Genomic DNA, 22,888 nt, shown 5'->3' with positions numbered 1-22,888 from the left:
GGAGTAATTTCACACAGCTGAATCAGGTTACAAAGGGGTAAGAACATGTAAGGCATGAGTCTGCCCCTTGTTTTGCGTAAATGTATATTTACGTGTCCATATAAAAAGGAGGAACCAATATGAACTATTATGAAAGAGCTCAGGAGCTCAACGAAGAAACGATTGCAAATCGCCGCTACTTCCACACAAATGCAGAGGTTGGTCTTGATATGCCAAAAGCAAAGGCATATGTTATGAAAAAGCTTACTGAGTATGGGCTGGAACCTAAGGAGTGTGGTTATGGAGTTACCGCGACATTAGGTCACGGCGGAAAATGTATTATGCTTCGTGCAGACATGGATGCTCTTCCGATGCCGGAAGAAAGTGGAGAACCATTTGCATGTCCAACAGGAAAAGAAGCTCACGCATGTGGACATGACTTCCATGCAGCTATGCTTCTTACAGCAGCTAAGATGCTTAAAGAGAATGAGTCTGAACTGGAAGGAACAGTTAAATTTATGTTCCAGCCGGCTGAGGAGAACTTCCTGGGAAGCAAGAATATGATTGAAAATGGTATTTTAGAGAATCCGAAGGTAGATGCAGCCCTTGCTTATCATGTGGCAGCAGGAAAAATGCCGGTAGGAATCTATATGTATAATGACAACGGAACTATGATGTATTCTGTAGATGGATTCCAGATCGATATCAAAGGAAAAGGTTCTCACGGAGCTTATCCACAGAATTCTATCGATCCGATCAACATTGGAGTTCATGTATATCTTGCATTAGAAGCTATCATGGCAAGAGAGGTTGATCCTACCAAAGCATGCGTTATGACAGTAGGTCAGTTCCAGGGTGGAACAGCTGAGAATATTATTCCGGATGTTGCAACACTGAAAGGAACAATCAGAAGTAATGATAAGCAGGCAAGAGAGCTTATGGTCCGCAGAATGAAAGAGGTTGCAACAAAGACAGCAGAAAGTTATGGGGGAACTGCTGAGATTACAATGCTTTCAGAAGTACCGCCGCTTATTTGTGATCCAAAACTTACAGATGAATTTGTAGGATACATGAAGGAAATGAATATTCCGGGAATGATGCCTTATCCGGGAATTTCTGCAAGTGCTTCAGAGGATTTTGCATCAATCGCAGAAAAGGTTCCATCAACATTTATGTATCTGTCAGCAGGATATACGGATGAGAGAGGCCAGTACGGAGCTCACAATCCAAAGGTTCAGTTTAATGAGGGTGTATGCCCGATCGGACCAAGCTGTCTGGCATACTGCGCAACTCAGTGGTTAAAAAATAACAAATAAATAAATCTAAAGAAAAATGAGAGAAAAGGAGTAATTATCATGGCAAACGAACAACAACAAACACAGCCACAGGTAGCAATTCCGCTTCCGAAGGGCAAAAAGAATGCAGTTCAGATTGGATGTATCTGTATGATGCTTTCCGTAGCAATGTATGGACTCGTATTTGCGACACTGACATCTCCAATTCTGGAGAGTGTTAACGCAATGGGATATGTATCCCTGTTTTCTATTTTTGCCGGAATGGGAGTGTCTATTATGACTCCTATTGGTGGAAAGCTTGGAGACTTAATCGGACGTAGAAATATTGTAGTGATTCCTGGAATCATCTGCGCAGTATGCGGTATTGCATTTGCATTTGTACGTTCCTTAGTACCACTTATGATTCTTCGTCTCTTAATCGGATTTGCACAGGGTGCATTTACAGCAGCTCCATACATCATTGCTGGTCTGATCAATGAGAGAAAAGATGTTCCAAAGGCAATGGGTATGCTGGCAACAGCAATCGCTGTCGGAGGATTCGGTGGAAGTATTATCGCAGGGATCCTGACAGATATGGGACTTTTAAAAGTTGCTATCCTTATGCCTGCAGTACCACTTATTCTTGGAGTTGTACTAATTGGTATGAATATGCCAAATGTTAAGAGAGAAGGAAAAGTTGCAATTGATGTTCCTGGTATCATCGCACTTGTAGTAGCACTTGCAGGTATTCTTCTTGCCTTGAACTTCGGTTCATCTATGGGATGGGGAAATCCGATGATTATCGCAGGTTTCGTAATCGGTATCGTAGCATTAGTTGTACTTGTAAAAATTGAAGGAAAATCAGCAGAGCCGCTGATTCCTCTGAAACTGTTCAAAAACTCACAGTACACAGTACTTCTGATTATTGGATTTATCTGCTACTTCTATCAGAGTGCTATGAACGTATACGCACCAATCGGAGCTATGAAAGTTATGGGAGCTTCCACAAGTGCAGCAGGAGCTCTTCAGATGCCACGTACGATCATCACAATCTTCCTGCCAACAATGGCAGGTGTATGGGTTGGTAAGAAAGTATCTAATGCTTGGAAAGCTATGGTAGTTGGAACATTATTCGTAGCAGTGCCAATGGCAGTTATGGGATTTACAACACCAAGTACATCAATCATCATTTATTTTGTAGCACTGGCGATCACAGGTATTGCTGAGAGTTATCGTTCCGTATCTATCACACCAAGTGCACAGGCAACATTACAGCCGGCTGACATGGGTGTAGGTACATCACTTGTAAACTTCGTAAACTCACTTGCAAACACAATTGCAGCAGCAGTATTCGGGGCTGCTTACAACTTAAGTACAGCAGCAGATCCTACAAATGTTGCATATATTCAGAATGGTGTGAATTCAGTATTCCGTCTTGCAGCAATCGTAGCAGTAATCGGTCTTGTACTTGTAATCTTCGTAGTAAGACCTAAGATGACAGCAAAAAAAGCTGAGTAAAAATCATAAAATAGAATCGTAAGATTTTAGGATCAAAACAAATAAAGACACGTAAAAATACGGCGGGGTGATCCTGCCGTATTTTCTTAGTATAATAGGAAATCGCATTTCCTATTATACTAAAAAGCCTCCGGCAGGATGGCATGAAGTATCATTATATTTACCGGATGTGGAAAGTCTAATATTATGAAACTGGAAGATACTTTTTATATATGTTACTATGATTATATTAAAATTGAGGCATTCTTGAATTATTCACAAAAATAATTGAAAGGTATGATTTTATGAGACGAAGAGACAGAGAGATTACAGATAAACAGGAGATATTAGAAGTAATGAGAAAATGTGATGTGTGCAGGATAGCACTTCATGATGGAGATTATCCATACATCGTTCCGCTTAACTTTGGACTTCAGGTAGAAAATGATATGCCGGTACTTTATTTTCACGGGGCACTGGAAGGAAAAAAATACGAGTTAATAGAAAAAGACAACCGGGCATCTTTCGAAATGGACTGTGGACATCAGTTGATTTTGGATAAAGCTCAGGGAAACTGCACCATGGAGTATGAAAGTGTAATTGGTCAGGGATATATCGAGATGCTTAACGAAGAAGAAAAGTACGAGGCATTAAGGATATTAATGAAGCAGTACCGGAGAGAAGATTTTCCGTTCAATGAAAAAGTGATTCCAATGACAGCGGTATTCCGCCTCAGGGTAGAATCCATGACCGGAAAAAGAAGGACGAAGAAGAGCAATAAATTGAAAATATATGCCATGAATGCTATCGATAATGCCTATGCACCATATTCTGATTTTAAAGTCGGAGCATGCGTTGAATTAACTGACGGGCAATATATAACCGGTTCCAATGTCGAAAATGCATCATACGGACTTTCAAATTGCGCAGAACGAAGCGCCATATTTGCAGCATATTCCAGAGGCTATCGGAAAGAAGATATCAAAGCCATGGCAATTACTACCCATGCAGAAAAACTCACCATGCCTTGCGGAGCCTGCCGCCAGGTACTAAGTGAACTTCTCCTGCCAGACACACCAATCCTCATCGCCAACGACAAAGAAGAAAAGATCCTCACCATGCGTGAACTCTTGCCATACAGCTTCGGTGAAGACGACCTGAAGAAATAATTAATAACTTGATTTTCCTTTCTGGATTCAGAATTATATCGAATTACATCTTGCTTTTCAATGAGTAAAATATAATTTAACGTAGTGGATAATAAAAAAGCCGTCTGCCATCGCTATGCGACTTGAGTATAATGGAGATAAGACATATGTAATCATGGAAGCTAATGCTGAACATGATTACAGTTTTAAGTGGCTTATCGAAATGTTATATACTCGGAGCATAGCGATGGCAGACGGCTTATATATTATGACGTGACATTCTTGAATTTACTCATACCTCTCATCAATCACACGTTTCGTCTTCTTCTCACTTCTCGGAAGCAGTCCAATCTCAACGACTTTTACAAGTGGTGTGAATCCGATGCGGCTCTTAACTACGGAAGCAATTCGTTTGCTCAGATCCTGGAAGTCTACTGTTCCATTTGTCTCAACATAGATACGCATGGTATCTTTTCCGTCCAGATGTGAGATGCGAATCTGATATTCGCTGGAAACTTCAGAGAATTCTTTCAGAATCTCCTCAATCTGACTTGGGAATACATTGACACCTTTAATCTTCATCATGTCATCAGTACGTCCCATGATTGTATCAAGACGTGGGAATTTGCTTCCACAAGGACATTCTCCCGGAATGATACGTGACAGGTCATGAGTGCGGTAACGGATCAGAGGTGCACCTTCTTTTACAAGAGTCGTGATGACGATTTCGCCAAGTTCTCCGTCCGGCAGGACTTTTCCAGTTACCGGATCAATGATTTCAATGTAAATGTAATCGTCCCAGTAATGCATACCACAGTCATGTGAGCAGCTGATTCCGATTCCTGGACCGTAAATCTCAGTCAGACCGTAGATATCGTAAATCTCAATTCCAAGCTCTCTCTTGATGCGGTTTCTCATTTTTTCGCCCCAACGCTCGGAGCCAATGATTCCCTTTTTTAAGTGAATCTTATCTTTAATTCCACGTTTCTCGATTTCCTCTGCCAGAAGAAGTGCATAGGAAGAAGTGGAACCAAGAACAGTTGTCTTCATATCCATCATCATCTGAAGCTGTTTGTCTGTGTTTCCGGGTCCCATAGGAACGACCATAGCGCCCAGTTTTTCAGCGCCGGCCTGAAAACCGATTCCGGCAGTCCACAGTCCATATCCCGGTGTGATCTGAATACGATCCATGTTCGTCATGCCTGCCATTTCGTAGCAGCGCTTGAACATGATTGCCCAGTCATCCACATCTTTTGCTGTATATGGAATAATGACCGGAAGCCCGGTTGTTCCGGAAGAAGAGTGGATTCGAACAATTTTTTCTTCAGGAGCAGTCATAAGTCCAAGTGGGTAAGCGTTTCTTAAATCATTCTTTTCAGAAAATGGAAGATTTTCGAAATCTTCTGCGGACTGAATGCTGGATACGCCAGCTTCTTTTAATTTTTTCCCATAGAAATTATTGGCATTTAATAAAGCCTGAATCTGCTGGTTAACTTGTGCAATTTGATTTGATGAAATCTGCATAGTGATAAATCCTTTCTATGTTATATAATTTATGCGTAACGTAGTGCTTTTAAATTCATTTCATGGAATTTCTCCGGCAAGGTCTTTTTCATTACTTCTTCTATTTCCTCAAGGGAAAAATCTAAAACTCCGGTGCGGATAGCTGCACCTAAAAGTACCATGTTCAATACTTTCTGAGAACCGATTTCCCGGCAGATAGTATCTGCATCGATAAGAGTCAGATTTTCCACATGTTTCTTCAGATAATCGATCATCGGAGGCGCGTCGTAGGAAGAGCCGCTTAGTGTTGCGGTAACTGGTTTGATCGCGTGGGTACTGACGACAACCTGCCCATGTTCTTTCAGGTAAGGCAGCATTCGTACCGTCTCTCCAGGTTCAAAGCCAATAATAAGATCGGCAGTTCCGGTTTTGATCATTGGGGAATATAGATTTTTTCCCATACGCAAATGACTGAAAACGCTGCCGCCACGTTGTGCCATACCGATGGTTTCAGCACTCATGACAGGAATGTCTTTGCTCATAGCTGCTGCTGCAAGGAGCTTGGAGGCGAGGACAGTTCCCTGACCGCCGACACCACACAGAACAATATTTCTGTTTGTTGCGATATCGGAAGTGTTTATAACATTTGCTGTAGTTGTATTATTTACGATATTATTCATGATCGTCACCTCCTGCAATTGCACAGACCGGGCACACCTGGCTGCAAAGATGACAGCCGGTACACATAGAAGCGTCAATACAGATTTTTCCATCATTCATCACAATCGCCGGACAGCCCAGATCACGGATACATTTTTTACAGCCGATACAGGAATCCTGATCGACATGAAGCGGAGCTTTTGGCTTGGTAACGGCAATACAAGGAGCTTTGAAAATGATTGCTCTTACGCCGGATTTTTCTGCCATGCGTTTAACACAAGAAACAGAAGCTTCCAGTTTCAGAGGATTGATGGTCTCGATCTCGGTGACACCAATTCCTCGCAGTACCTGTTCAATATTGATTTTCTGGACAATTTCTCCCATGACGGTCCGTCCGGTGCCAGGGTGTGGCTGGTGGCCGGTCATGGCAGTTGTAGAGTTGTCGAGAACAACGAGTACCATATTTGCCTGATTGTAGACTGCATTTACTACGCCGGTGATCGCGGAGGCGAAAAATGTAGAATCACCCACGAATGCAAAGCAGGTGGTATCGGGTTCTACTTTTTCTACGCCCTGTGCAATATTGAGTCCGGCGCCCATGCACAGACAAGTATCAACCATGTCAAGAGGCATGGCATTTCCAAGTGTATAACAGCCGATGTCACCGCAGAAAATCGTTTTCTTACCTTTCATGGCAGTTTTGACTGCGTAGAAAGAAGCCCGGTGCGGACAGCCGGCACACAGAACCGGAGGACGTACAGGCAGAGCCGGAGGATCTGGAAGTTCCTGTGCTTTTGACGTGTCTAATCCAAGAAATGTATGGATATAATTAGAGATGCTGTCTCGTGTATTTTCTCCGGCACAGGCAGTATCACCGCTCAGCTTGCCAATGATCTTCGTATTTAAATGATATTTCCCGCAAATATAAATTAATTCACGTTCGATGACTGGATCTAATTCTTCCAGACAGAGCACTTCGTCCAGTCCGGTTAAGAACTCGACTGCCAGTTTCTCAGGAAACGGGTGCGGTGTAGAGACTTTCAGATGGCGTACCATACCAGTCTCTTTTAATGTCTCCATAGCGTATGTATAGCTGATTCCTCCGGAAGCAATCCCTTTTTTTGAGTCGGCATATTTGTCACAAGCCGGAATCAGTTTGTTCTTTTCATAAGAAGAAAAAACATCGGAAAGCTCTTTGTTCCTGGCTTCAATTTTCTGATGATTCATAAAAGACAGTTTCGGGAAAATGACCCAGCGCTTGGAATCCTTGATAAAGCCTTCCGGTTTGTTGTGGTAGTATTCGGATTTATCCTTGATCTCGATGGTTGCATAGCCATGACAGACTCTTGTGGTCGGACGGAGGAATACCGGTGTTTTATATTTTTCGGAGTATTCAAATGCTTCTTGAATCATCTCATAAGCTTCCTGGGCGGAAGAAGGGTCGAAACAAGGGAGCTTGGAAAATCTGGAAAAATGTCTTGTATCCTGCTCGGTCTGGGAAGAAATCGGTCCCGGATCATCGGCAACGAGAATGACCATGCCACCTTTGACTCCAACATATTCCAAACTCATAAGTGGATCAGATGCAACATTTAAACCGACCTGCTTCATAGTGACGAGAGAACGCGCTCCGGCGTAAGCAGCGCCGGCAGCCAGTTCCATAGCGGATTTTTCATTGACAGACCATTCTACATAGACATCATCCGGGCGGTATTTTGCGACCGTCTCAAGAACCTCGGTAGAAGGTGTTCCTGGGTAACCTGCGACCACATTTACACTGGCAGCTACAGCGCCGAGCGCGATGGCGGCATTACCCATTAAGAATTCTTTATGCATAAATTCACCTCATATTATTTTTATAGGTATGATAGCAATGAGATTATGAAAACAGACGAACCTCATAGCAATCGAAATATATAAAATCAGTATAGTACGTTAAAGCGAGAAATTCAATTGTAGAATCTTTAGAAAATCTTTCGAATTTTTGCATGCTGTTTTTTAAGATTACATTTTATGCTATTTACAATATAAAAAGAAAAGAACTTATGAAGCATAAACATAAGAAAACATTTTAAAGTTAAAATGAAAGAAAAGCGAAAAGGAGGTGCCGGATATGGTATACTTGGAAAGGCAGCAAAAGTATGGGAAAGTGAGAGGTATATAAGAGTATGGAAATGAATCATGTGCTGATCGTTGAAGACGATAAGGAAATCCGAGAGGGTGTTGAGATATATTTGAAAAGCCAGGGATATGTAGTATTCCAGGCGGCAGACGGAGTTGAGGGACTGGAAGTAATTGAGAAGGAAGAAATCCATCTGGCAATTGTGGATGTGATGATGCCAAGAATGGACGGGATCCAGATGACGGTAAAGCTTCGGGAAAAATACGATTTTCCGGTGATTTTTCTGTCTGCAAAATCAGAAGAAGTGGATAAAATCATGGGGCTTAATATGGGAGCTGATGATTATGTAACAAAACCATTTACTCCATTAGAGCTGCTTGCAAGAGTAAATTCACAGCTTCGCAGATACCGGAGATTTATGGAAAAATTAGGAGACAAAGAAAAGACGCAAAACATTCACGTGATCGGAGGTCTTGAACTAGATGAAGAACGAGTGGAAGTTCGTGTGGATGGGGAGCTTGTAAAAGTCACTCCGATGGAATATAAAATTTTATTATTGTTAATGAAGAATCCTGGAAGGGTGTTCTCTGCAGACGAGATTTATGAACGTGTGTGGAATGAACGTGCAGTCAACACAGACACGATCATGGTGCATGTGCGGAATATTCGTGAGAAAATTGAGATTAACCCGAAGGAACCAAAATATTTGAAGGTGGTGTGGGGAGTTGGATACAAAATTGAAAAACAGGCATAAATTAGCTATATTTTTTATCATGATTACAATATTGATTCCATCATTGGCAATGATGACCGGGTATTTTGGCTGGTATCAGATGAAAACTGAGACGAAGACAAAAGCATTTAAAAATGCAGAGAAATCGTCAGATTTTCTGGGACATTTTCTGGAGAGTACGTATCTGCTCTATAATACAGAAAGTGGAAGAAAGTACGCAGATGATGTTGAAAAATCTCTGTATGATTCTTACAATGCAGAAATGTCAGAGTATTCACATTTGAATTCTTACCTGGACTATCGGGTGCTTGATGAAAATGGCGGTGATGTTGAAAAAAGTACGGTCAGTTCAGGGAAGAATCTGACAGAAAGCAATCTAAAAAATTATGCCCTTGGAATGATTATTTCGTATGATGCAAATGGGAAACCAAGTGTCAACATTAAGAAAAGTGATTATGCAAAAGAACAGACGGTAACCATGAGAAAGCTTATCGGGAATTATTTTCAGGACAGCTGGCTGTCTCATTGTGAAGTGACGATTTATCCTGATACGGATGAGGATTATGAGGAAGTAACCTTGCAGACACCGAAGAACCGAACATACTTGTTTGCAATGTCAACGGAGAATCTGAAGGAGTATATCAATGATTATAAAATCGGAAATCCAGATTCGTATTACGCACCAGATGAAATGAATCATACAATTTTGTTGTGGATGCTGGTTGTAGCGGCTGCGGCATGGCTATATCCTTGCTTCAAGACTTTTCAGACAGGAAATGAAAAAATCTTCCATGCTCCGTTGGAGGTGACTGTGATTACAGCTTTTGTGCTGATTGAAGTCTTGATGAATCAAAGCGGAGCATTGTTAAGCCGGAAGAAAGGGTATCCGGATTTCTTAGACTGGATGGTGTGGCTCGGAACATTTGCAGCCACATACTGGATCGCAGCGAGCCTTAGAAGAGTCATACCGCTGGGAATAAAAGGATACTTGAAACAGCAGACCATGGTCGGACGCCATTGGAAGAAAATCAAAACGATAGGGAGCAACGGAGAAGATACTGCAAAATCCCTTGGAAAAAGATTTAAAGCATTTGTTGCAAAAGTATGGAAATCGCTGCAGGAAGTAGATTTGACGGATAAGAGCAACAAAATTTTACTCAGAATCGTTATTTGCAACTTTGCCGTATTATTTTTAGTATGTCTTTTCTGGGACTATCGCATGCAGGCACTTGTCATATATTCCATTATATTATTCTTCATTTTGCGGAAATATTACAAAGACATAAAGCGAAAATACGCCAGACTTTTAGAAGCAACCGGAGAATTGGCAAAAGGCAACATGAATGTGGAAATCAAGGAAGATCTTGGCATGTTCAATCCATTTAAACCGGAGATTGAAAAGATTCAGGAAGGCTACAAAAAAGCAGTGGAAGAGGAAATAAAAAGCCAGCGTATGAAGACAGAACTCATTACAAATGTGTCCCACGATCTGAAAACACCACTGACAGCAATCATTACTTATGTTAATCTTCTGAAAGATGAAAAAGACGAAGAGAAAAAGAAAGAGTATGTCGATGTGCTGGAACGAAAATCCATGCGCCTGAAGGTATTGATTGAAGATTTGTTCGATATCAGTAAGGCAAGCAGCAAAAATGTAACATTGAATCTGACAGATATTGATGTTGTGAACCTGTTTAAACAGGTGAAGCTGGAACTGGATGAAAAAATCGAAAAAGCAGATTTGGAATTCAAATGTAATTATCCGGAAGAAAAGATGACGGCTGTTCTGGATGGACAAAAGACATACCGGATCTTTGAAAACCTGATCGTGAACGTTACCAAATACGCAATGCCACATACAAGGGTATTTGTGGATATTTTCAGAGAAGAAAATGAAATCGTAGTACAGATGAAAAATGTTTCGAAAGATGAATTGACATTCAATCCACAGGAGATTACCGAGCGTTTTGTACGCGGTGATGGATCCAGAAATTCAGAGGGCTCCGGTCTGGGACTTGCAATCGTAAGAAGCTTTACAGAACTGCAAGGTGGACACTTCCATGTTGAGACAGAGGCAGACCTGTTCAAGGCAGAGATACGGTGGCCGTGGAAAAATAAATAAGACAATTAATACAATTTCAATTGGGGACGGGGTTTTTTGAAAAAAAACCCGTCCCCAATTGAAGTTTAACCTGTCCCTTTTTGAATTGTACAATTTTGGTATACAGTTTGAAAAGGGAAAACTTGCGGGCATACTGGATATTATCAATGAAATTTGTTATAATAGTGACATATATAAAAGCAGGTGATTCGAATGAAGATGGAAAAGAAAGATCCGCTATATCGAAGTTTCGGCTATGCCTTTCAGGGAATTTTTACTTGTGTCCGGAAAGAACGGAATATGAAGATTCATTGTGTGGCGGCAGTGCTTGTTGTGATTGCGGGTGTGATTTTGAAGATTTCAGCGATTGAGTGGTGCATCTGTATGGTGCTGTTCGGACTGGTCATGGCGCTGGAACATGTGAATACGGCAGTGGAAGCGGTGGTGGATATGGTGACAGAAGAATATCACCCGTTGGCGAAAGTTGCAAAAGATACCGCAGCAGGAGCAGTGCTCATTGCGGCAATTATGGCAGCAATCGCAGGGGGCATTATATTTTTGCCGAAGATAGCGCAGATATTGCAGTAATCCAATTTAGAACAAAACTTCCGTGATATAGAAGTTTTAGAATAGACGTAAAGGAGATATGACTTATGGAAAGATTAGGAGAAGGATTAAAGAAACTGGCACTTGCAGGAATCGGAACAGCAGCGTATGCAGTGGAGAAATCTGCAGATATTCTGGATACTCTTGCAAAAAAAGGTGAGGAGACAGTTGAGCAGGGAAAGGTGCTCAACAAAGAGTTAAAGCATAATGTGAAGTCTACGATCAAAGATTACAAAGCTTCCAATGGAAAGATGCATACGGTACATGAGGCAGAGGTTGTGGAAGCGGAGGTCGTAGAGGACGATGATATTCCAGGTTCAGCAACTGAGGTGGAAGATGTCGATGACCATGAGAAAACGGAGACAGAAGAAGCCGAAGCTGAAACGGACAGTAAGATGGAAACTGTAGAAGAAACTGAGACAGAGGAAGAATAACGTGTCCGAAAAGAAAAATGAAAATGGATACAAAGGAAGATTTCGAGAAATAGCGGCAGTTCTTCACAAGCATGAAATTTCAAAAGGAATCACTCCGGAAAAGTTGAGGTTGATTTTGGAAGACTTGGGACCGACTTTTGTTAAGGTCGGTCAGTTGATGTCCCTGAGATCAGATATTTTACCGAAGAATTATTGTGATGAATTGCAGAAGTTGTGTTCCGATGTACCTCCGATGCCTTTTTATGAGGTGGAGGAGGTGCTTCGGGACTCTTTTGGATATGAGTGTCAGGAAGAATTTGAGTGGATCGATGAGACACCGCTTGGTTCAGCGTCTATTGCGCAGGTGCATCGGGCACGGTTAAAAACTGGAGAAGAAGTGGTCATTAAGGTACAGCGAAAAGGTATTTATGAGACCATGGCGCGAGATATCGGACTCATGCACAAGCTGGTATCCCTTGTTCCACCAATCAGTATCACTGACATGGTGGATTTTAAAATGGTATTGAATGAGCTGTGGAAGGTCACTCAAGAGGAAATGAATTTCATCATTGAAGCCGGGAATATGGAAGAGTTCAAAGAGAAGAACAGGGACGTTGCATTTGTGGATACGCCGGTTCTTTTTAAAGAATACACCACGTCTTCGGTTATTGTGATGGAGTACATTGATGGTTACGCCATTGATGATAAGGAACATTTGCTGGAAGATGGCTATGATATGAATGAAATAGGAAGCAAATATGTGGACAATTTCATCAAACAGGTCATGGACGACGGTTTTTTTCATGCGGATCCGCACCCGGGAAATGTACGAATCCGGGATGGTAAGATTGTCTGGATCGACATGGGTATGATGGGACGACTTACAGAACGCGACCGGGAACAGATTGCCAAGGCAGTGGAAGGTGTTGCCCTTAATGATATCGGCATGATCCAGGATGCTGTGCTGGCGCTTGGAGAATTTCGCGGAGAGCCAGATCCAAGCCAGCTTTATAAGGACATTCGAGGTTTGATGGCAAAGTATGGAACGGCAGATATGGGAAGTATTGACGTGGCAGAAGTCCTTCAGAATCTCATGGATGTCATGAAGGAAAATAAAATCACCATGCCCCACGGACTGACTATGCTGGTGAGAGGACTTGCTCATGTAGAGGGGGTACTTGCGGATATCAGTCCGCAGATTAATATGGTAGAGATTGCAGCATCCCGGCTGAAAAGTCAGTTTATCCAGAAGCATGACTGGAAAAAAGAAGCAAAATCCGGGGCGAAGAGCATTTATCTGTCTATGAGAAAAGCAGTGGATATTCCGGCTCTTGTGGCAGATCTTTTAGACGGTTACATGAAAGGTCAGACGAGGATCAATCTGGATCTGCATGCAGGAGAAGACCTGGCGAATTTGTTGCGCCGCGTCACGAGAAATGTGGTCATGGGTCTTTGGGTCATGGCGCTGCTTATTAGTTCCAGCATTATCTGCACGACAGATATGAAGCCGAAGATTCTGGGCATCCCGGCACTTGGTGCAATTGGATACTTAGGCGCATCTGTAATTGTACTCTATGTGTTTATAAAACACATTTTTTCAAGAAAATAATCGAGTCTGAGGCAGAGGCAGCCTGAGGCTTGGAAAAATATGCTGTAATATCTGAAAAGTGATAAGGAATAAAATATGAGGAGAGGTTAAAATGGAAGTACAGTCGGTTATTAATGAGTCAGCATTAAAAGAGGCGAGAAAATATCTGATCAAGCCGGGAATCCGTAAGATCAGTGCAATTGCCAGTGCAGCATTTGTGCTGCTGGCAGCATATTGTATGTTGGCAGGAAGACCGTCTACGATGCTGCTGGCAGTATTTGCAATTGTCATTTTTTATGGGGAATTAAAAATGATCGAGAGCAGACAGATTAAAGGATTCCTGAAAAAATTGGATGAGCTTTATGGAAAAAAAGAAGTGATCGCACCAATTGTATTTCGTGATGCAGATATTCTGATCCAGAATCCGCTTTCCGGTGGGAAAAATGCAGTCAGATATGAAGTTATGGATACATTAATTGAGACAGAGCATTATTTCCTTCTCTTTACAAAGGAATGGCAGATCACAATCATTGCGAAAGATGGAATGGATTCAGGAGAAAAAGACAGGTTCTTGAAAATGATGGAAGGAAAGATGCCGGGCTTAAAGAGAAAATATGGAAAGAAATAATCCAGAATATATGTAAAATGGAGAAAATACAGAAGTAGAATTTAAAGGTAATTTTTATTATGGAGAGAGATCTGACGAGTGGCAGTCCTTCTTGTGCTTGTCCGACCAATTGTTGGGATTATGTCTACTCCGGCGGAGGCAGTAGAAGGGACAGTTCGTTATCTGACTATTTGTTTTATAGGGATTCCTTTTATCACAGCTTATAATATTATCAGCTCCATTTTCCGGGGGATGGGGGATTCTAAGAGCCCGATGTATTTTATTGCGGTGGCATGTGCGGCCAATATCGGACTGGAGTATCTGTTTATTGGATTGCTGGGGTTGGATGCAGCCGGTGCTGCCCTTGGAACGACGAGCGCACAGGAGTTGTATCGATGGTTGTGATTTTGAAAAGAAAGGGTGGAATTCGTTTGGAAAAATCGGATTTCAGACCGAAACGCATGACCATGAAAAATATTTTAAAGGTCGGAGTTCCGGTGTGCCTGCAGGACGGTTTCATCCAGGTATCTTTTGTTGTAATCACGATTTTTGCAAACCAGCGAGGACTGACAGATGCGGCAGCAGTTGGAATTGTGGAGAAGATCATCAGTATTTTATTCCTTGTTCCATCGTCTATGATGTCTACAATCTCAGCACTTGTGGCGCAGAATATCGGAGTGGGAAAACACGACCGTGCAAAGCTGACATTAAAATATGTGCTGATGATTACGGTGACATATGGATTAATTATGACGATTATCGTACAGTTTGTGTCAGTTCCGCTGGTAGGATTATTTACAAATGATGGTGCAGTTGCAGTAAGTGGAGCCGGATATCTTCGCAGCTATGCGTCAGTGCATTTTAAGGATACGCTGTTCCCAATGGGATGTGCAGCTCCGGCAGGCTCACTCATTTCTGTAGTGATTTGTGTTGGCGTCTTTATCTGGCTGGAGCACCACGAGGATAAGTATCAAAATATATCAGGTGGGAGATGAATCCCACCTCTATAGGTGGTGAGAAACAAGCTGGTATCAGTGGTGGGAGTCAATCCCCCAGCTGATATAGCCTCCGGCAGGGCGCACATTGTCCGGTGGACAATGGTTTTGCGCCGACCGAAACGGAGTGTAGACTTGCAGAGGTGCGCAGTAGAAGTATGTCATGTAATTGCATGACGCGCACCTCGCAGCAAGAATGCCGAGGCATTCTTGAAAGTAAATGCATTGATTTCGACATCTGTAATGTATCGTTTATTGGTCTCAAATTTCGTCTCGTTTTTTGCACCTTTTCTATTGATTTTGCAGTTGAATCAAGATAAAATCGGTTGTAAAAGTGAGGCAAAACGGAACAAAAAAGAGGAGGCGGAATATGAATCAGGCAGATATTGAAAAATATGCATTTTTGTATTTTTGTGGAGAGAAGGACAGAGATATTTTACTTGAAAATAGAAAAATGACATTTGAGGATTTGGAGCGGTTTAGTTATCTGACAGATCTTTTCGGGTTTCAGAAATATCATGCACAGATCTGGAACAAATTTTCCGGGCAGTTTGAAGAAAAATTCGAGGCGCTGGAACATTTATATGAAGAAAGTGCAGATATTGTTCGAGACAATTATATTTCACAAGATCAGGAAGAGTTAGACGATACTGACCAACAGACACAATGGAAAAATAATTTCTTAAGAAATGCACCTTGCCATAACTTAAAGTTATGACAAACTGCGCTTTTTATGTATTTTTCAAATCTTCTTTTCTCTTGTATAGTGTAATGCATGAAGAAGATAACAAAAAACATGGGAAAAGGAGATTTTGATATGATTCAGATAAAGTATGATATTGTAGGTTCTTTCCTCCGCCCGGAGGCAATTAAAAAAGCGAGAGCAGAGTTTAAAAGTGGTGCAATCACAAGAGAAGATTTGAAAAAGGTTGAGGACGAGGAGATTGCAAAGCTGGTTAAAAAAGAAGTGGAGCATGGTCTTTCATTTATCACAGATGGAGAGTTCCGCCGCCGCTGGTGGCATCTGGACTGGCTGAAAGAGTTCGATGGATTTGATACAATTCATTTTACGAAGGAAATCAATGGAACGAGTAATGAAATCGAGCTTGGAACAGTGACAGGAAAGATTTTCTATGACAAGAATAAGGTTCACCCGGAGGTGGAAGCATGGGATTATCTTCACAGGCTGGCATCCCAGTATGAAGGTGTGACTGCGAAGAAATGTATTTCCGGTCCGAATATGATTCTGATCGATCACTTCCTTCAGCTTGGCAACAAAGAAACTCCGTATTATGGAAGAGATTTAAAAGCTTTGATTGATGATATTGCAAAGGCCTATCAGGAGGCAATTTTGGATTTTTATGATCATGGATGCCGTTATCTGCAGATTGACGATACTTCATGGACCTACCTGATCGATGAGAAGTTTTTACAGAAAGTAGAAGCACTTGGCTATACGCAGAAAGAGGTGTTGAACTGGTTTTGGAATGTGTCCACAAAAGCACTGGAAAAGAAGCCTGTTGATATGGTTGTTGCAACACATTTCTGCAAAGGAAATTTCAAAGGGAATCCGTTATTTTCTGGATTTTATGATGCAGTGGCACCAGTCATTGCAGACATTCCGTATGATGCATTCTTTGTAGAGTATGACGATGCGCGATCAGGTTCTTTTGAACCTTGGAAAGTGTTAAAAGATAAGGACGCTCTCTTTGTGGCAGGGCTGATCTCCACAAAGAATCCTGTTCTGGAAGACCATGATGAAATTAAGAAACGTTATGAGGAAGCAAAAGCGGTAGTGGGAGAGCAGATTGCACTTTCCCCGCAGTGTGGATTTGCTTCCGTGGAAGAAGGAAACTGTATTGACGAAGAGACGCAGTGGAAGAAGATAGACCTTCTTGTATCCTGCAAGGACTTCTTATAAAAAATCTGTTTGCCAGGCAGACTGGAAATTCACATTGAGGATTATGAATGAGTCTTGAAAATATAGATCAGCCGACTAAATGAGAAAATCACTTATTTAGTCGGCTTTTTAGCGTGTGTGCATATGACAAAAGGGTCTGGAAAGCTTAGCAGAGTGCCGAAACTCCACAGTTTCTTAAGGAAACTCATAAATTTTATTAAGATATTCTAAAATATGTTGCTATTTTATTTTCTGCGTATAAAATAGGTACTATGAACAAATTAAGCAGAGAGAAAATGTGTAAAAAAGAGAAAAAAGAAATCTTAAGAATTTTATTGCCACCGATATTTACATTTTTGTTGAATTCTGTGGTATACTGGGGTGCACCCTTAATTAAAACAGGAATTGCAGCACGCAATCTGTCGAGTTCTGTTGACAGGATTGTTCCATTTATGCCGCAATTCATCATAATTTATTTTGGATGCTATATATTCTGGGTTGTGAATTATCTACTCATTGCGGCGCAGAAAGAGGAACACAGGTATCAATTTTTTACTGCTGACTTTTATGCGCGGCTGATCTGTTTTGTCTGTTTTGTATTTTTCCCAACTACAAATACAAGACCGGAACTTACAGGCAGTGACATCTTTACTGGTGCAGTTCGTTTTCTGTACCAGATTGACAAGCCGATAAATTTGTTTCCGTCCATTCACTGTATGGCGAGCTGGTTTTGCTGTATAGGACTTAGAAAATGTAAAAATATTCCAAAATGGTACCAGAATTTGTCTGAGATTATCGCAGCTCTGGTATTTATTTCTACCCTTGCACTCAGACAGCATGTACTGGTTGATGTATTTAGTGGAATTTTGGTGGCAGAAGTAACATGGCAGATAAGCAGACGTACGAATGGATATCGGATTTATCAGAGAATCATTGAAAATATGTCAGATTGGCTGCAACATATCATTAACCGGCTGAAACATGTATGGAAGGATTCGTTTTTTCGGGCTAAAAGGAAACAGCCGACAGGGGGAAGGAAGAATGGCAGATAAGAAAAAAATGATATTTAATATAGTATTCCTGATCCTTGTATTTGCCGGAACACTGTATGGCGTCTTTCATGGGGAGGATCTGGGAAAAATCGTCCACATTGTGAAGACAGTGAATCCGCTTTGGCTGATTCCGGGTGTGATCTGTGTCGTGATTTTTATCTGGGGTGAATCCATCATCATTTTTTATATGATGCATACGCTTGGAATCAAACTGAAAAAATGGACCTGTTTTTTATTTTCGTCGGTCGGTTTTTTCTTTAGCTGTATTACTCCGTCAGCGACAGGCGGACAGCCGGCTCAGATATACTATATGAAAAAAGAGAAGATTCCGATTCCGGTGTCTACGCTTGTTCTTATGATCGTGACTATTACATATAAGCTGGTACTTGTGGTAATCGGAGTTACACTGACAATTTTTGGTCAGGGCTTTATTAAGGCACACCTTTACCGGGTTCGTCACATTTTTTATCTGGGGACGGCACTCAATGTATTCTGTGTGTCAGGAATGCTGGTACTTGTATTTCATCCGATGCTTGCAAGATCAATTCTTGTAAAAGGACTTGACCTTCTGGAAAAAATGCATTTGATGAAGAAAAAGAGTTCAAGACTTGAAAAGGTGAATGCTTCTATGGATCAGTACCGTGCGACGGCAGTGTATCTGCGGGAGCATGTATGGGTGCTTGTGAAAGTGTTTGCAATTACAGTATTCCAGAGATTTGCATTGTTCGCGGTAACCTGGTTTGTATATAAAGCATTTGGACTCTCCGGAAGTTCTGCATTTGTCATCATTATATTGCAGGGAACCATCTCTGTGGCTGTGGATATGTTGCCACTGCCAGGAGGAATGGGAATCAGCGAACAGTTATTTTTAAGAATATTTTTACCAATATTTGGAAGTAAGTTATTGCTTCCGGGAATGCTCTTAAGCCGTGGCCTGGGATATTACACCGAGCTGCTCTTAAGTGCACTGCTTACAATTTTTGCGAATTTTACAATAGGAAGAAATGTTAAAAAGGGACAAGAAAGTTGAGGAAAATGAATGATGTTAGGTGTATATGATTACACAGTAGTGCTGACTTATGTAAGTGTATTGATTTCGATGGGAGGAATGCTGTTTTCTATGAATGGTTATCCGAGAATGGCGATTGTCTGTCTGGCACTGTCAGGATTTTGTGATATGTTTGACGGCAAGATTGCCCGGACGAAAAAAAATCGTACTGAAGTGGAGAAAAAGTTTGGAATTCAGATTGATTCGTTGGCAGATATTATCTGTTTTGGTGTGGGTCCGACATTGATCGCATATCGTATGGGAATGAACCATGGTATCGGAGTTACGATTCTGATGTTCTATGTGCTGGCAGGACTGATCCGTCTGGCATGGTATAATGTGTCTGAAGAAATCCGTCAGGAAGAGACCACGGAAAACAGGGAATGTTATCAAGGACTTCCGATTACTTCTATGGCAGTTGCACTTCCTATTTTATATGTGTTCCGTCCGATACTTGGCAAAGATTTTATCATTGCCTTGCATGCGCTTGTACTGATCATCGGACTTTTATTTATCACAAATTTCAGACTCCGCAAGCCGAAGAAGCTGGGACAGACTGTCATGGTTGTCATTGTCGCACTGGCAGTGCTGCATGGACTGCATATCTGGTAGAGAATTCCTGCAAAGCCAGGTGGAATCATGAAAGAATATATGAGAGATTGAACATTAAGTGAGGGAAAAGACATGGCTGTGACATATATCACTCGTGATGGAATGAAAATAGACGGAACGACTGGACAGGATCACCTGTTAGAAGTTATTTATGGTCATGCGCTGACCAGAATGCTGCTCCGCCCATTTTTGTCTCCGGCAGTTTCTGATATTTGTGGAAAGTTTTTAAGTACAAGACTTTCCAGGAGGATAATCCCTTCCTTTGTAAAAAAGAATCACATTGATCTTGGCATTTATGAAAAGCAGGAATTTAATTCCTATAATGCATTTTTTACAAGGAAGATCAAGGCGGAGCAAAGACCGATCAATGAACAGAAAAATATTCTGATCAGCCCAAGCGATGGAAAAGTCACTGCGTATCCAATCACGCAGAAAGGGAGATTCTGGATCAAACACACACAGTACTCGGCAGCGCAGCTTTTAAAAGATGAGCGTTTGGCAGAACGTTATATGGGCGGCTGGATTTATGTGATCCGTCTGACCGTGGATGATTATCACCGGTACTGCTATGTGGCAGATGGAAGAAAGTCAAGACAGCGGAAGATTCGCGGCGTACTTCATACAGTGAACCCAGTGGCAAATGATTATTATCCAATTTACAAAATGAATTCGAGGGAATACTGTCTTCTAAAGACAAAGGAGCTAGGAACAATCCTTCTTATGGAAGTAGGAGCTTTGATGGTTGGAAAAATCAATAATCATGAAGAAGATTCTGCTCAGGTAAAACGTGGTGACGAAAAAGGAATGTTCGAATTCGGTGGTTCTACGATTGTGGTGATGACAGAGCCTGGCATGGCAGAACCGGACAAGGATATTATCCACAATACAAAAGCACAGGCAGAGACATTGGTAAAAATGGGCGAGCCTATTGGTTGTAAATATGAATAATTCCGGGCGTTAAAAAAATATAATCTTATGTTGACATTATAAAAAATGAGTGTTATATTACAAGTAGAACAAAAAGAGTTCTGAAGTAATCGAGAAATTATGTTTTATGGCAGATATGATTACCCCACAGGTAAATTCCTGTGGGGTGATTTAAGATATCAGAGGGTATCAGAATACAATCTGCAGACATTCTTGAATATGAAAAACAGCAAACTAAGGGAGGAACAGATTATGTCAGCAAAAAGAGATTATTATGAAGTCCTAGGAATTAGCCGGGATGCAGACAAGAACACAATAAAAAAGGCATATCGGAAACTGGCAAAAAAATACCACCCGGATACAAATCAGGGAAATGCACAGGCGGCAGAGCGCTTCAAGGAAGCAACAGAAGCCTACAATATATTAAGTGACCCGGAAAAGAAAAAAATGTATGACCAGTTTGGTCATGCTGCATTCGATGGAAGCGGTGCAGCAGGTGGTGCTTATGGTGGCGCTTATAGCAGAAATGGAGGCGGTACTTACCAGTATGCAGGACCGGACGGTACATTCCATGAATATCATTTTGAAGGAAATGGCGATATGGACGATTTCCTGAAGAACATTTTTGGAGGAAGCTTTGGTGGCTTTGGCGGCGCTACAAGAAGTTCTTCGAAAGGATCAAGGAGTGGCTTTAGTGGAAGTGGCTTTGGAAGAAGTGGCTTTGGCGGCACTGGTTTTAGTGGAAGTGGCTTTGGCGAAAGTGGATCGTATGGAAATTACAGCCAGGACGGAGCAGATGTTACAGCAGAAATTACAGTAGGATTTGACGAAGCTGCCTTTGGTTGTGAGAAAGTCATACATTTGACGGAAAATAATGGAAAAGCAGTAGGCAAAGCATTGGAGGTAAAGATTCCGGCCGGTATTGATACGGGTAAGAGTATTCGGCTTCGCGGAAAAGGAAATCCGGGAATCAATGGCGGAAAAGCAGGAGATCTTCTTCTGAAAGTGAAAGTCGCATCAAAACCAGGATATGAACGGAAGGGCATGGATGTTTACACAACAGTCAGAGTTCCATTCACAACAGCAGTACTTGGCGGTGAGGCGAAGGTTGAGACGCTTCACGGAAATGTATTGTGTAAGATTAATCCGGGAACTCAGTCCGGAACAAAGATTCGTTTGAGAGGCAAAGGAATTGTTTCTATGAAAGATAAGAATCAGCATGGAGATCAATATGTGACGGTCCAGATTGATGTGCCGGGAAATCTGAGTGAAGAAGCAAAAAGAAAATTAAGAGAATTCGAAGTAGCATGTAAGAAAGGACAACAAGGTGTAGCATAATAATAAAAGAATAGATCAGCTGGGAGATGACTCCCATCTCCATAGGTGGTGAGAAACAAGCTGGTATCAGTGGTGGGAGCCCATCCCCCAGCTGATATAGCCTCCGGCAGAATTGCAGAGGTGCGCAGTAGAAGTATGTCATGCAATTGCATGACGCGCACCTCGCAGCAAGAATGCCGAGGCATTCTTGAATTACAGTATAGATTTGTAATATAGATTTACAGGATAAACCTCCTAAACCTACAGTTTAACGAATTACTGTGTTCGTGTATTGACGCTTTCTTAAGAAAAGCTTATAATGAACAAGGATATTGCCTGCTTAGATATTGCCTGCTTAGATATTGCTTGCTTAGATATTGCTTGCTTTGAATCTACGCTTTAAGCATAGATAATATAAGGAAAGCAGGCAGATTATAAAGACATGTAATTGTATATGGATACAGATTATGTAAAATATATGCTAAGGAGAACAAAGGTTGAAAAAGAATAGTAGAGGATATCCATTCCATTAAGGACATCACAAAAAGACCATCAGATGGTGGTCATTTAAAATTGAATATGTAGCAAAGTTAAGGTCTATTCAGTAGCTGACTTGATTTTATAACCTTGGAACTGTGCAATTAAGATTGCCTGTTCAATTGTAATCTCACGATTGACAGGGAGAGCATCACTTTTTCGGTAAAGTTCAGCATTATAGGGTTCCTTATTTTTCAGCATATTGTATAATGCTGTTAGAAGCATTCTTGCTATTGCAATGATTGCTTTCTTGTGACCGCGACGTTTTC

General features: G+C 41.5%; 21 protein-coding genes and 1 pseudogene. 18 read left to right on the top strand and 4 right to left on the bottom strand.

The window, feature by feature from the left end; all coding sequences use genetic code 11:
* Positions 1–119 precede the first annotated feature (119 nt).
* The 3 genes from G593_RS0108015 (at position 120) to cdd (ending at position 3,919) form a co-directional block, all read left to right on the top strand.
* Positions 120–1,295: a M20 family metallopeptidase gene (locus tag G593_RS0108015; protein WP_005338822.1), complete on the top strand. Its 1,176-nt coding sequence runs from the start codon at positions 120–122 to the stop codon at positions 1,293–1,295.
* Positions 1,296–1,334: 39 nt separating this feature from the next.
* A complete protein-coding gene (locus G593_RS0108010) occupies positions 1,335–2,771 on the top strand; it encodes an MFS transporter (protein WP_005338824.1) in 1,437 nt (478 codons plus the stop codon).
* Between the two features lie 284 nt (positions 2,772–3,055).
* Positions 3,056–3,919: a cytidine deaminase gene (gene cdd, locus G593_RS21115; protein WP_044994263.1), complete on the top strand. Its 864-nt coding sequence runs from the start codon at positions 3,056–3,058 to the stop codon at positions 3,917–3,919.
* A gap of 267 nt (positions 3,920–4,186) precedes the next feature.
* On the opposite strand, the gene G593_RS0108000 is transcribed toward cdd, so the two are convergent.
* Genes G593_RS0108000 through iorA form a run of 3 tightly spaced genes read right to left on the bottom strand, consistent with a single transcriptional unit; the run spans position 4,187 to position 7,897 of the window.
* A complete protein-coding gene (locus G593_RS0108000; RefSeq protein ID WP_005334005.1) occupies positions 4,187–5,422 on the bottom strand; it encodes a phenylacetate--CoA ligase family protein in 1,236 nt (411 codons plus the stop codon).
* 29 nt (positions 5,423–5,451) lie between these two features.
* The gene (locus tag G593_RS0107995) at positions 5,452–6,081 is read right to left on the bottom strand and encodes an indolepyruvate oxidoreductase subunit beta (RefSeq protein ID WP_005334003.1); all 630 of its coding nucleotides are present in this window, start codon (positions 6,079–6,081) and stop codon (positions 5,452–5,454) included.
* Positions 6,074–7,897, bottom strand: coding sequence for an indolepyruvate ferredoxin oxidoreductase subunit alpha (iorA, locus tag G593_RS0107990; protein ID WP_029731326.1), 1,824 nt, complete (start codon positions 7,895–7,897; stop codon positions 6,074–6,076). Before iorA ends, G593_RS0107995 begins: the two co-directional genes overlap by 8 nt.
* A 332-nt stretch (positions 7,898–8,229) precedes the next feature.
* On the opposite strand from iorA, the gene G593_RS0107980 reads away from it, so the two are divergent.
* From G593_RS0107980 to G593_RS0107915, 15 genes are all read left to right on the top strand, one after another.
* Positions 8,230–8,937 (top strand): response regulator transcription factor, encoded by a 708-nt coding sequence (locus G593_RS0107980; protein WP_005333997.1) that lies wholly within the window; start codon positions 8,230–8,232, stop codon positions 8,935–8,937.
* The gene (locus tag G593_RS0107975; RefSeq protein ID WP_029731324.1) at positions 8,909–11,038 is read left to right on the top strand and encodes a sensor histidine kinase; all 2,130 of its coding nucleotides are present in this window, start codon (positions 8,909–8,911) and stop codon (positions 11,036–11,038) included. Before G593_RS0107980 ends, G593_RS0107975 begins: the two co-directional genes overlap by 29 nt.
* Positions 11,039–11,230: 192 nt before the next feature.
* Complete coding sequence (locus tag G593_RS0107970) at positions 11,231–11,605, top strand: diacylglycerol kinase family protein (RefSeq protein ID WP_005341410.1); 375 nt, start codon at positions 11,231–11,233, stop codon at positions 11,603–11,605.
* A 65-nt stretch (positions 11,606–11,670) separates the two neighbouring features.
* Entirely contained in the window at positions 11,671–12,057 is a 387-nt protein-coding gene (locus G593_RS0107965; protein ID WP_005341412.1) for a hypothetical protein, read from the top strand.
* Between the two features lies 1 nt (position 12,058).
* Positions 12,059–13,645, top strand: coding sequence for an ABC1 kinase family protein (locus G593_RS0107960; RefSeq protein WP_029731323.1), 1,587 nt, complete (start codon positions 12,059–12,061; stop codon positions 13,643–13,645).
* A gap of 91 nt (positions 13,646–13,736) precedes the next feature.
* A complete protein-coding gene (locus G593_RS0107955) occupies positions 13,737–14,252 on the top strand; it encodes a YcxB family protein (RefSeq protein ID WP_005341418.1) in 516 nt (171 codons plus the stop codon).
* A 78-nt stretch (positions 14,253–14,330) separates the two neighbouring features.
* Positions 14,331–14,636 carry an MATE family efflux transporter gene (locus G593_RS20775; RefSeq protein WP_049946470.1) on the top strand — a complete coding sequence of 102 codons (306 nt, stop codon included), beginning with the start codon at positions 14,331–14,333 and terminating at the stop codon, positions 14,634–14,636.
* Entirely contained in the window at positions 14,627–15,226 is a 600-nt protein-coding gene (locus tag G593_RS18505; protein ID WP_049946469.1) for an MATE family efflux transporter, read from the top strand. Before G593_RS20775 ends, G593_RS18505 begins: the two co-directional genes overlap by 10 nt.
* Before the next feature lie 370 nt (positions 15,227–15,596).
* Complete coding sequence (locus tag G593_RS0107945; protein WP_022279278.1) at positions 15,597–15,944, top strand: hypothetical protein; 348 nt, start codon at positions 15,597–15,599, stop codon at positions 15,942–15,944.
* Between the two features lie 99 nt (positions 15,945–16,043).
* Entirely contained in the window at positions 16,044–17,147 is a 1,104-nt protein-coding gene (locus tag G593_RS0107940; RefSeq protein WP_022279277.1) for a 5-methyltetrahydropteroyltriglutamate--homocysteine S-methyltransferase, read from the top strand.
* 275 nt (positions 17,148–17,422) lie between these two features.
* Complete coding sequence (locus G593_RS0107935) at positions 17,423–18,178, top strand: phosphatase PAP2 family protein (protein WP_022279276.1); 756 nt, start codon at positions 17,423–17,425, stop codon at positions 18,176–18,178.
* Positions 18,168–19,208, top strand: a complete 1,041-nt coding sequence (locus tag G593_RS0107930) for a lysylphosphatidylglycerol synthase transmembrane domain-containing protein (protein WP_005341425.1) — start codon at positions 18,168–18,170, stop codon at positions 19,206–19,208. The genes G593_RS0107935 and G593_RS0107930 overlap by 11 nt, the downstream gene beginning before the upstream one ends.
* A 9-nt stretch (positions 19,209–19,217) precedes the next feature.
* On the top strand, positions 19,218–19,838 hold the full coding sequence (locus G593_RS0107925; protein ID WP_005341426.1) for a CDP-alcohol phosphatidyltransferase family protein: 621 nt from the start codon (positions 19,218–19,220) through the stop codon (positions 19,836–19,838).
* A gap of 72 nt (positions 19,839–19,910) precedes the next feature.
* Entirely contained in the window at positions 19,911–20,786 is an 876-nt protein-coding gene (locus tag G593_RS0107920; RefSeq protein ID WP_005341427.1) for a phosphatidylserine decarboxylase, read from the top strand.
* A gap of 231 nt (positions 20,787–21,017) precedes the next feature.
* A complete protein-coding gene (locus G593_RS0107915; RefSeq protein ID WP_029731319.1) occupies positions 21,018–22,103 on the top strand; it encodes a DnaJ C-terminal domain-containing protein in 1,086 nt (361 codons plus the stop codon).
* A gap of 576 nt (positions 22,104–22,679) precedes the next feature.
* Here G593_RS0107915 and G593_RS18500 read toward each other — a convergent pair.
* A pseudogene (locus G593_RS18500) lies at positions 22,680–22,888 on the bottom strand (IS110 family transposase); the annotation flags it as partial.

Source organism: Dorea sp. AGR2135 (assembly GCF_000420885.1).
GTDB lineage: Bacteria > Bacillota > Clostridia > Lachnospirales > Lachnospiraceae > Dorea > Dorea formicigenerans.
This window is presented reverse-complemented; position numbering and strand designations above follow the sequence as displayed.

Coding starts and splice junctions, on each gene's coding strand:
- G593_RS0108015 (WP_005338822.1), top strand. CDS start 120: ATGAACTATTATGAAAGAGCTCAGGAGCTCAACGAAGAAACGATTGCA.
- G593_RS0108010 (WP_005338824.1), top strand. CDS start 1,335: ATGGCAAACGAACAACAACAAACACAGCCACAGGTAGCAATTCCGCTT.
- cdd (WP_044994263.1), top strand. CDS start 3,056: ATGAGACGAAGAGACAGAGAGATTACAGATAAACAGGAGATATTAGAA.
- G593_RS0108000 (WP_005334005.1), bottom strand. CDS start 5,422: ATGCAGATTTCATCAAATCAAATTGCACAAGTTAACCAGCAGATTCAG.
- G593_RS0107995 (WP_005334003.1), bottom strand. CDS start 6,081: ATGAATAATATCGTAAATAATACAACTACAGCAAATGTTATAAACACT.
- iorA (WP_029731326.1), bottom strand. CDS start 7,897: ATGCATAAAGAATTCTTAATGGGTAATGCCGCCATCGCGCTCGGCGCT.
- G593_RS0107980 (WP_005333997.1), top strand. CDS start 8,230: ATGGAAATGAATCATGTGCTGATCGTTGAAGACGATAAGGAAATCCGA.
- G593_RS0107970 (WP_005341410.1), top strand. CDS start 11,231: ATGAAGATGGAAAAGAAAGATCCGCTATATCGAAGTTTCGGCTATGCC.
- G593_RS0107965 (WP_005341412.1), top strand. CDS start 11,671: ATGGAAAGATTAGGAGAAGGATTAAAGAAACTGGCACTTGCAGGAATC.
- G593_RS0107955 (WP_005341418.1), top strand. CDS start 13,737: ATGGAAGTACAGTCGGTTATTAATGAGTCAGCATTAAAAGAGGCGAGA.
- G593_RS18505 (WP_049946469.1), top strand. CDS start 14,627: ATGGTTGTGATTTTGAAAAGAAAGGGTGGAATTCGTTTGGAAAAATCG.
- G593_RS0107945 (WP_022279278.1), top strand. CDS start 15,597: ATGAATCAGGCAGATATTGAAAAATATGCATTTTTGTATTTTTGTGGA.
- G593_RS0107940 (WP_022279277.1), top strand. CDS start 16,044: ATGATTCAGATAAAGTATGATATTGTAGGTTCTTTCCTCCGCCCGGAG.
- G593_RS0107935 (WP_022279276.1), top strand. CDS start 17,423: ATGTGTAAAAAAGAGAAAAAAGAAATCTTAAGAATTTTATTGCCACCG.
- G593_RS0107930 (WP_005341425.1), top strand. CDS start 18,168: ATGGCAGATAAGAAAAAAATGATATTTAATATAGTATTCCTGATCCTT.
- G593_RS0107925 (WP_005341426.1), top strand. CDS start 19,218: ATGATGTTAGGTGTATATGATTACACAGTAGTGCTGACTTATGTAAGT.
- G593_RS0107920 (WP_005341427.1), top strand. CDS start 19,911: ATGGCTGTGACATATATCACTCGTGATGGAATGAAAATAGACGGAACG.
- G593_RS0107915 (WP_029731319.1), top strand. CDS start 21,018: ATGTCAGCAAAAAGAGATTATTATGAAGTCCTAGGAATTAGCCGGGAT.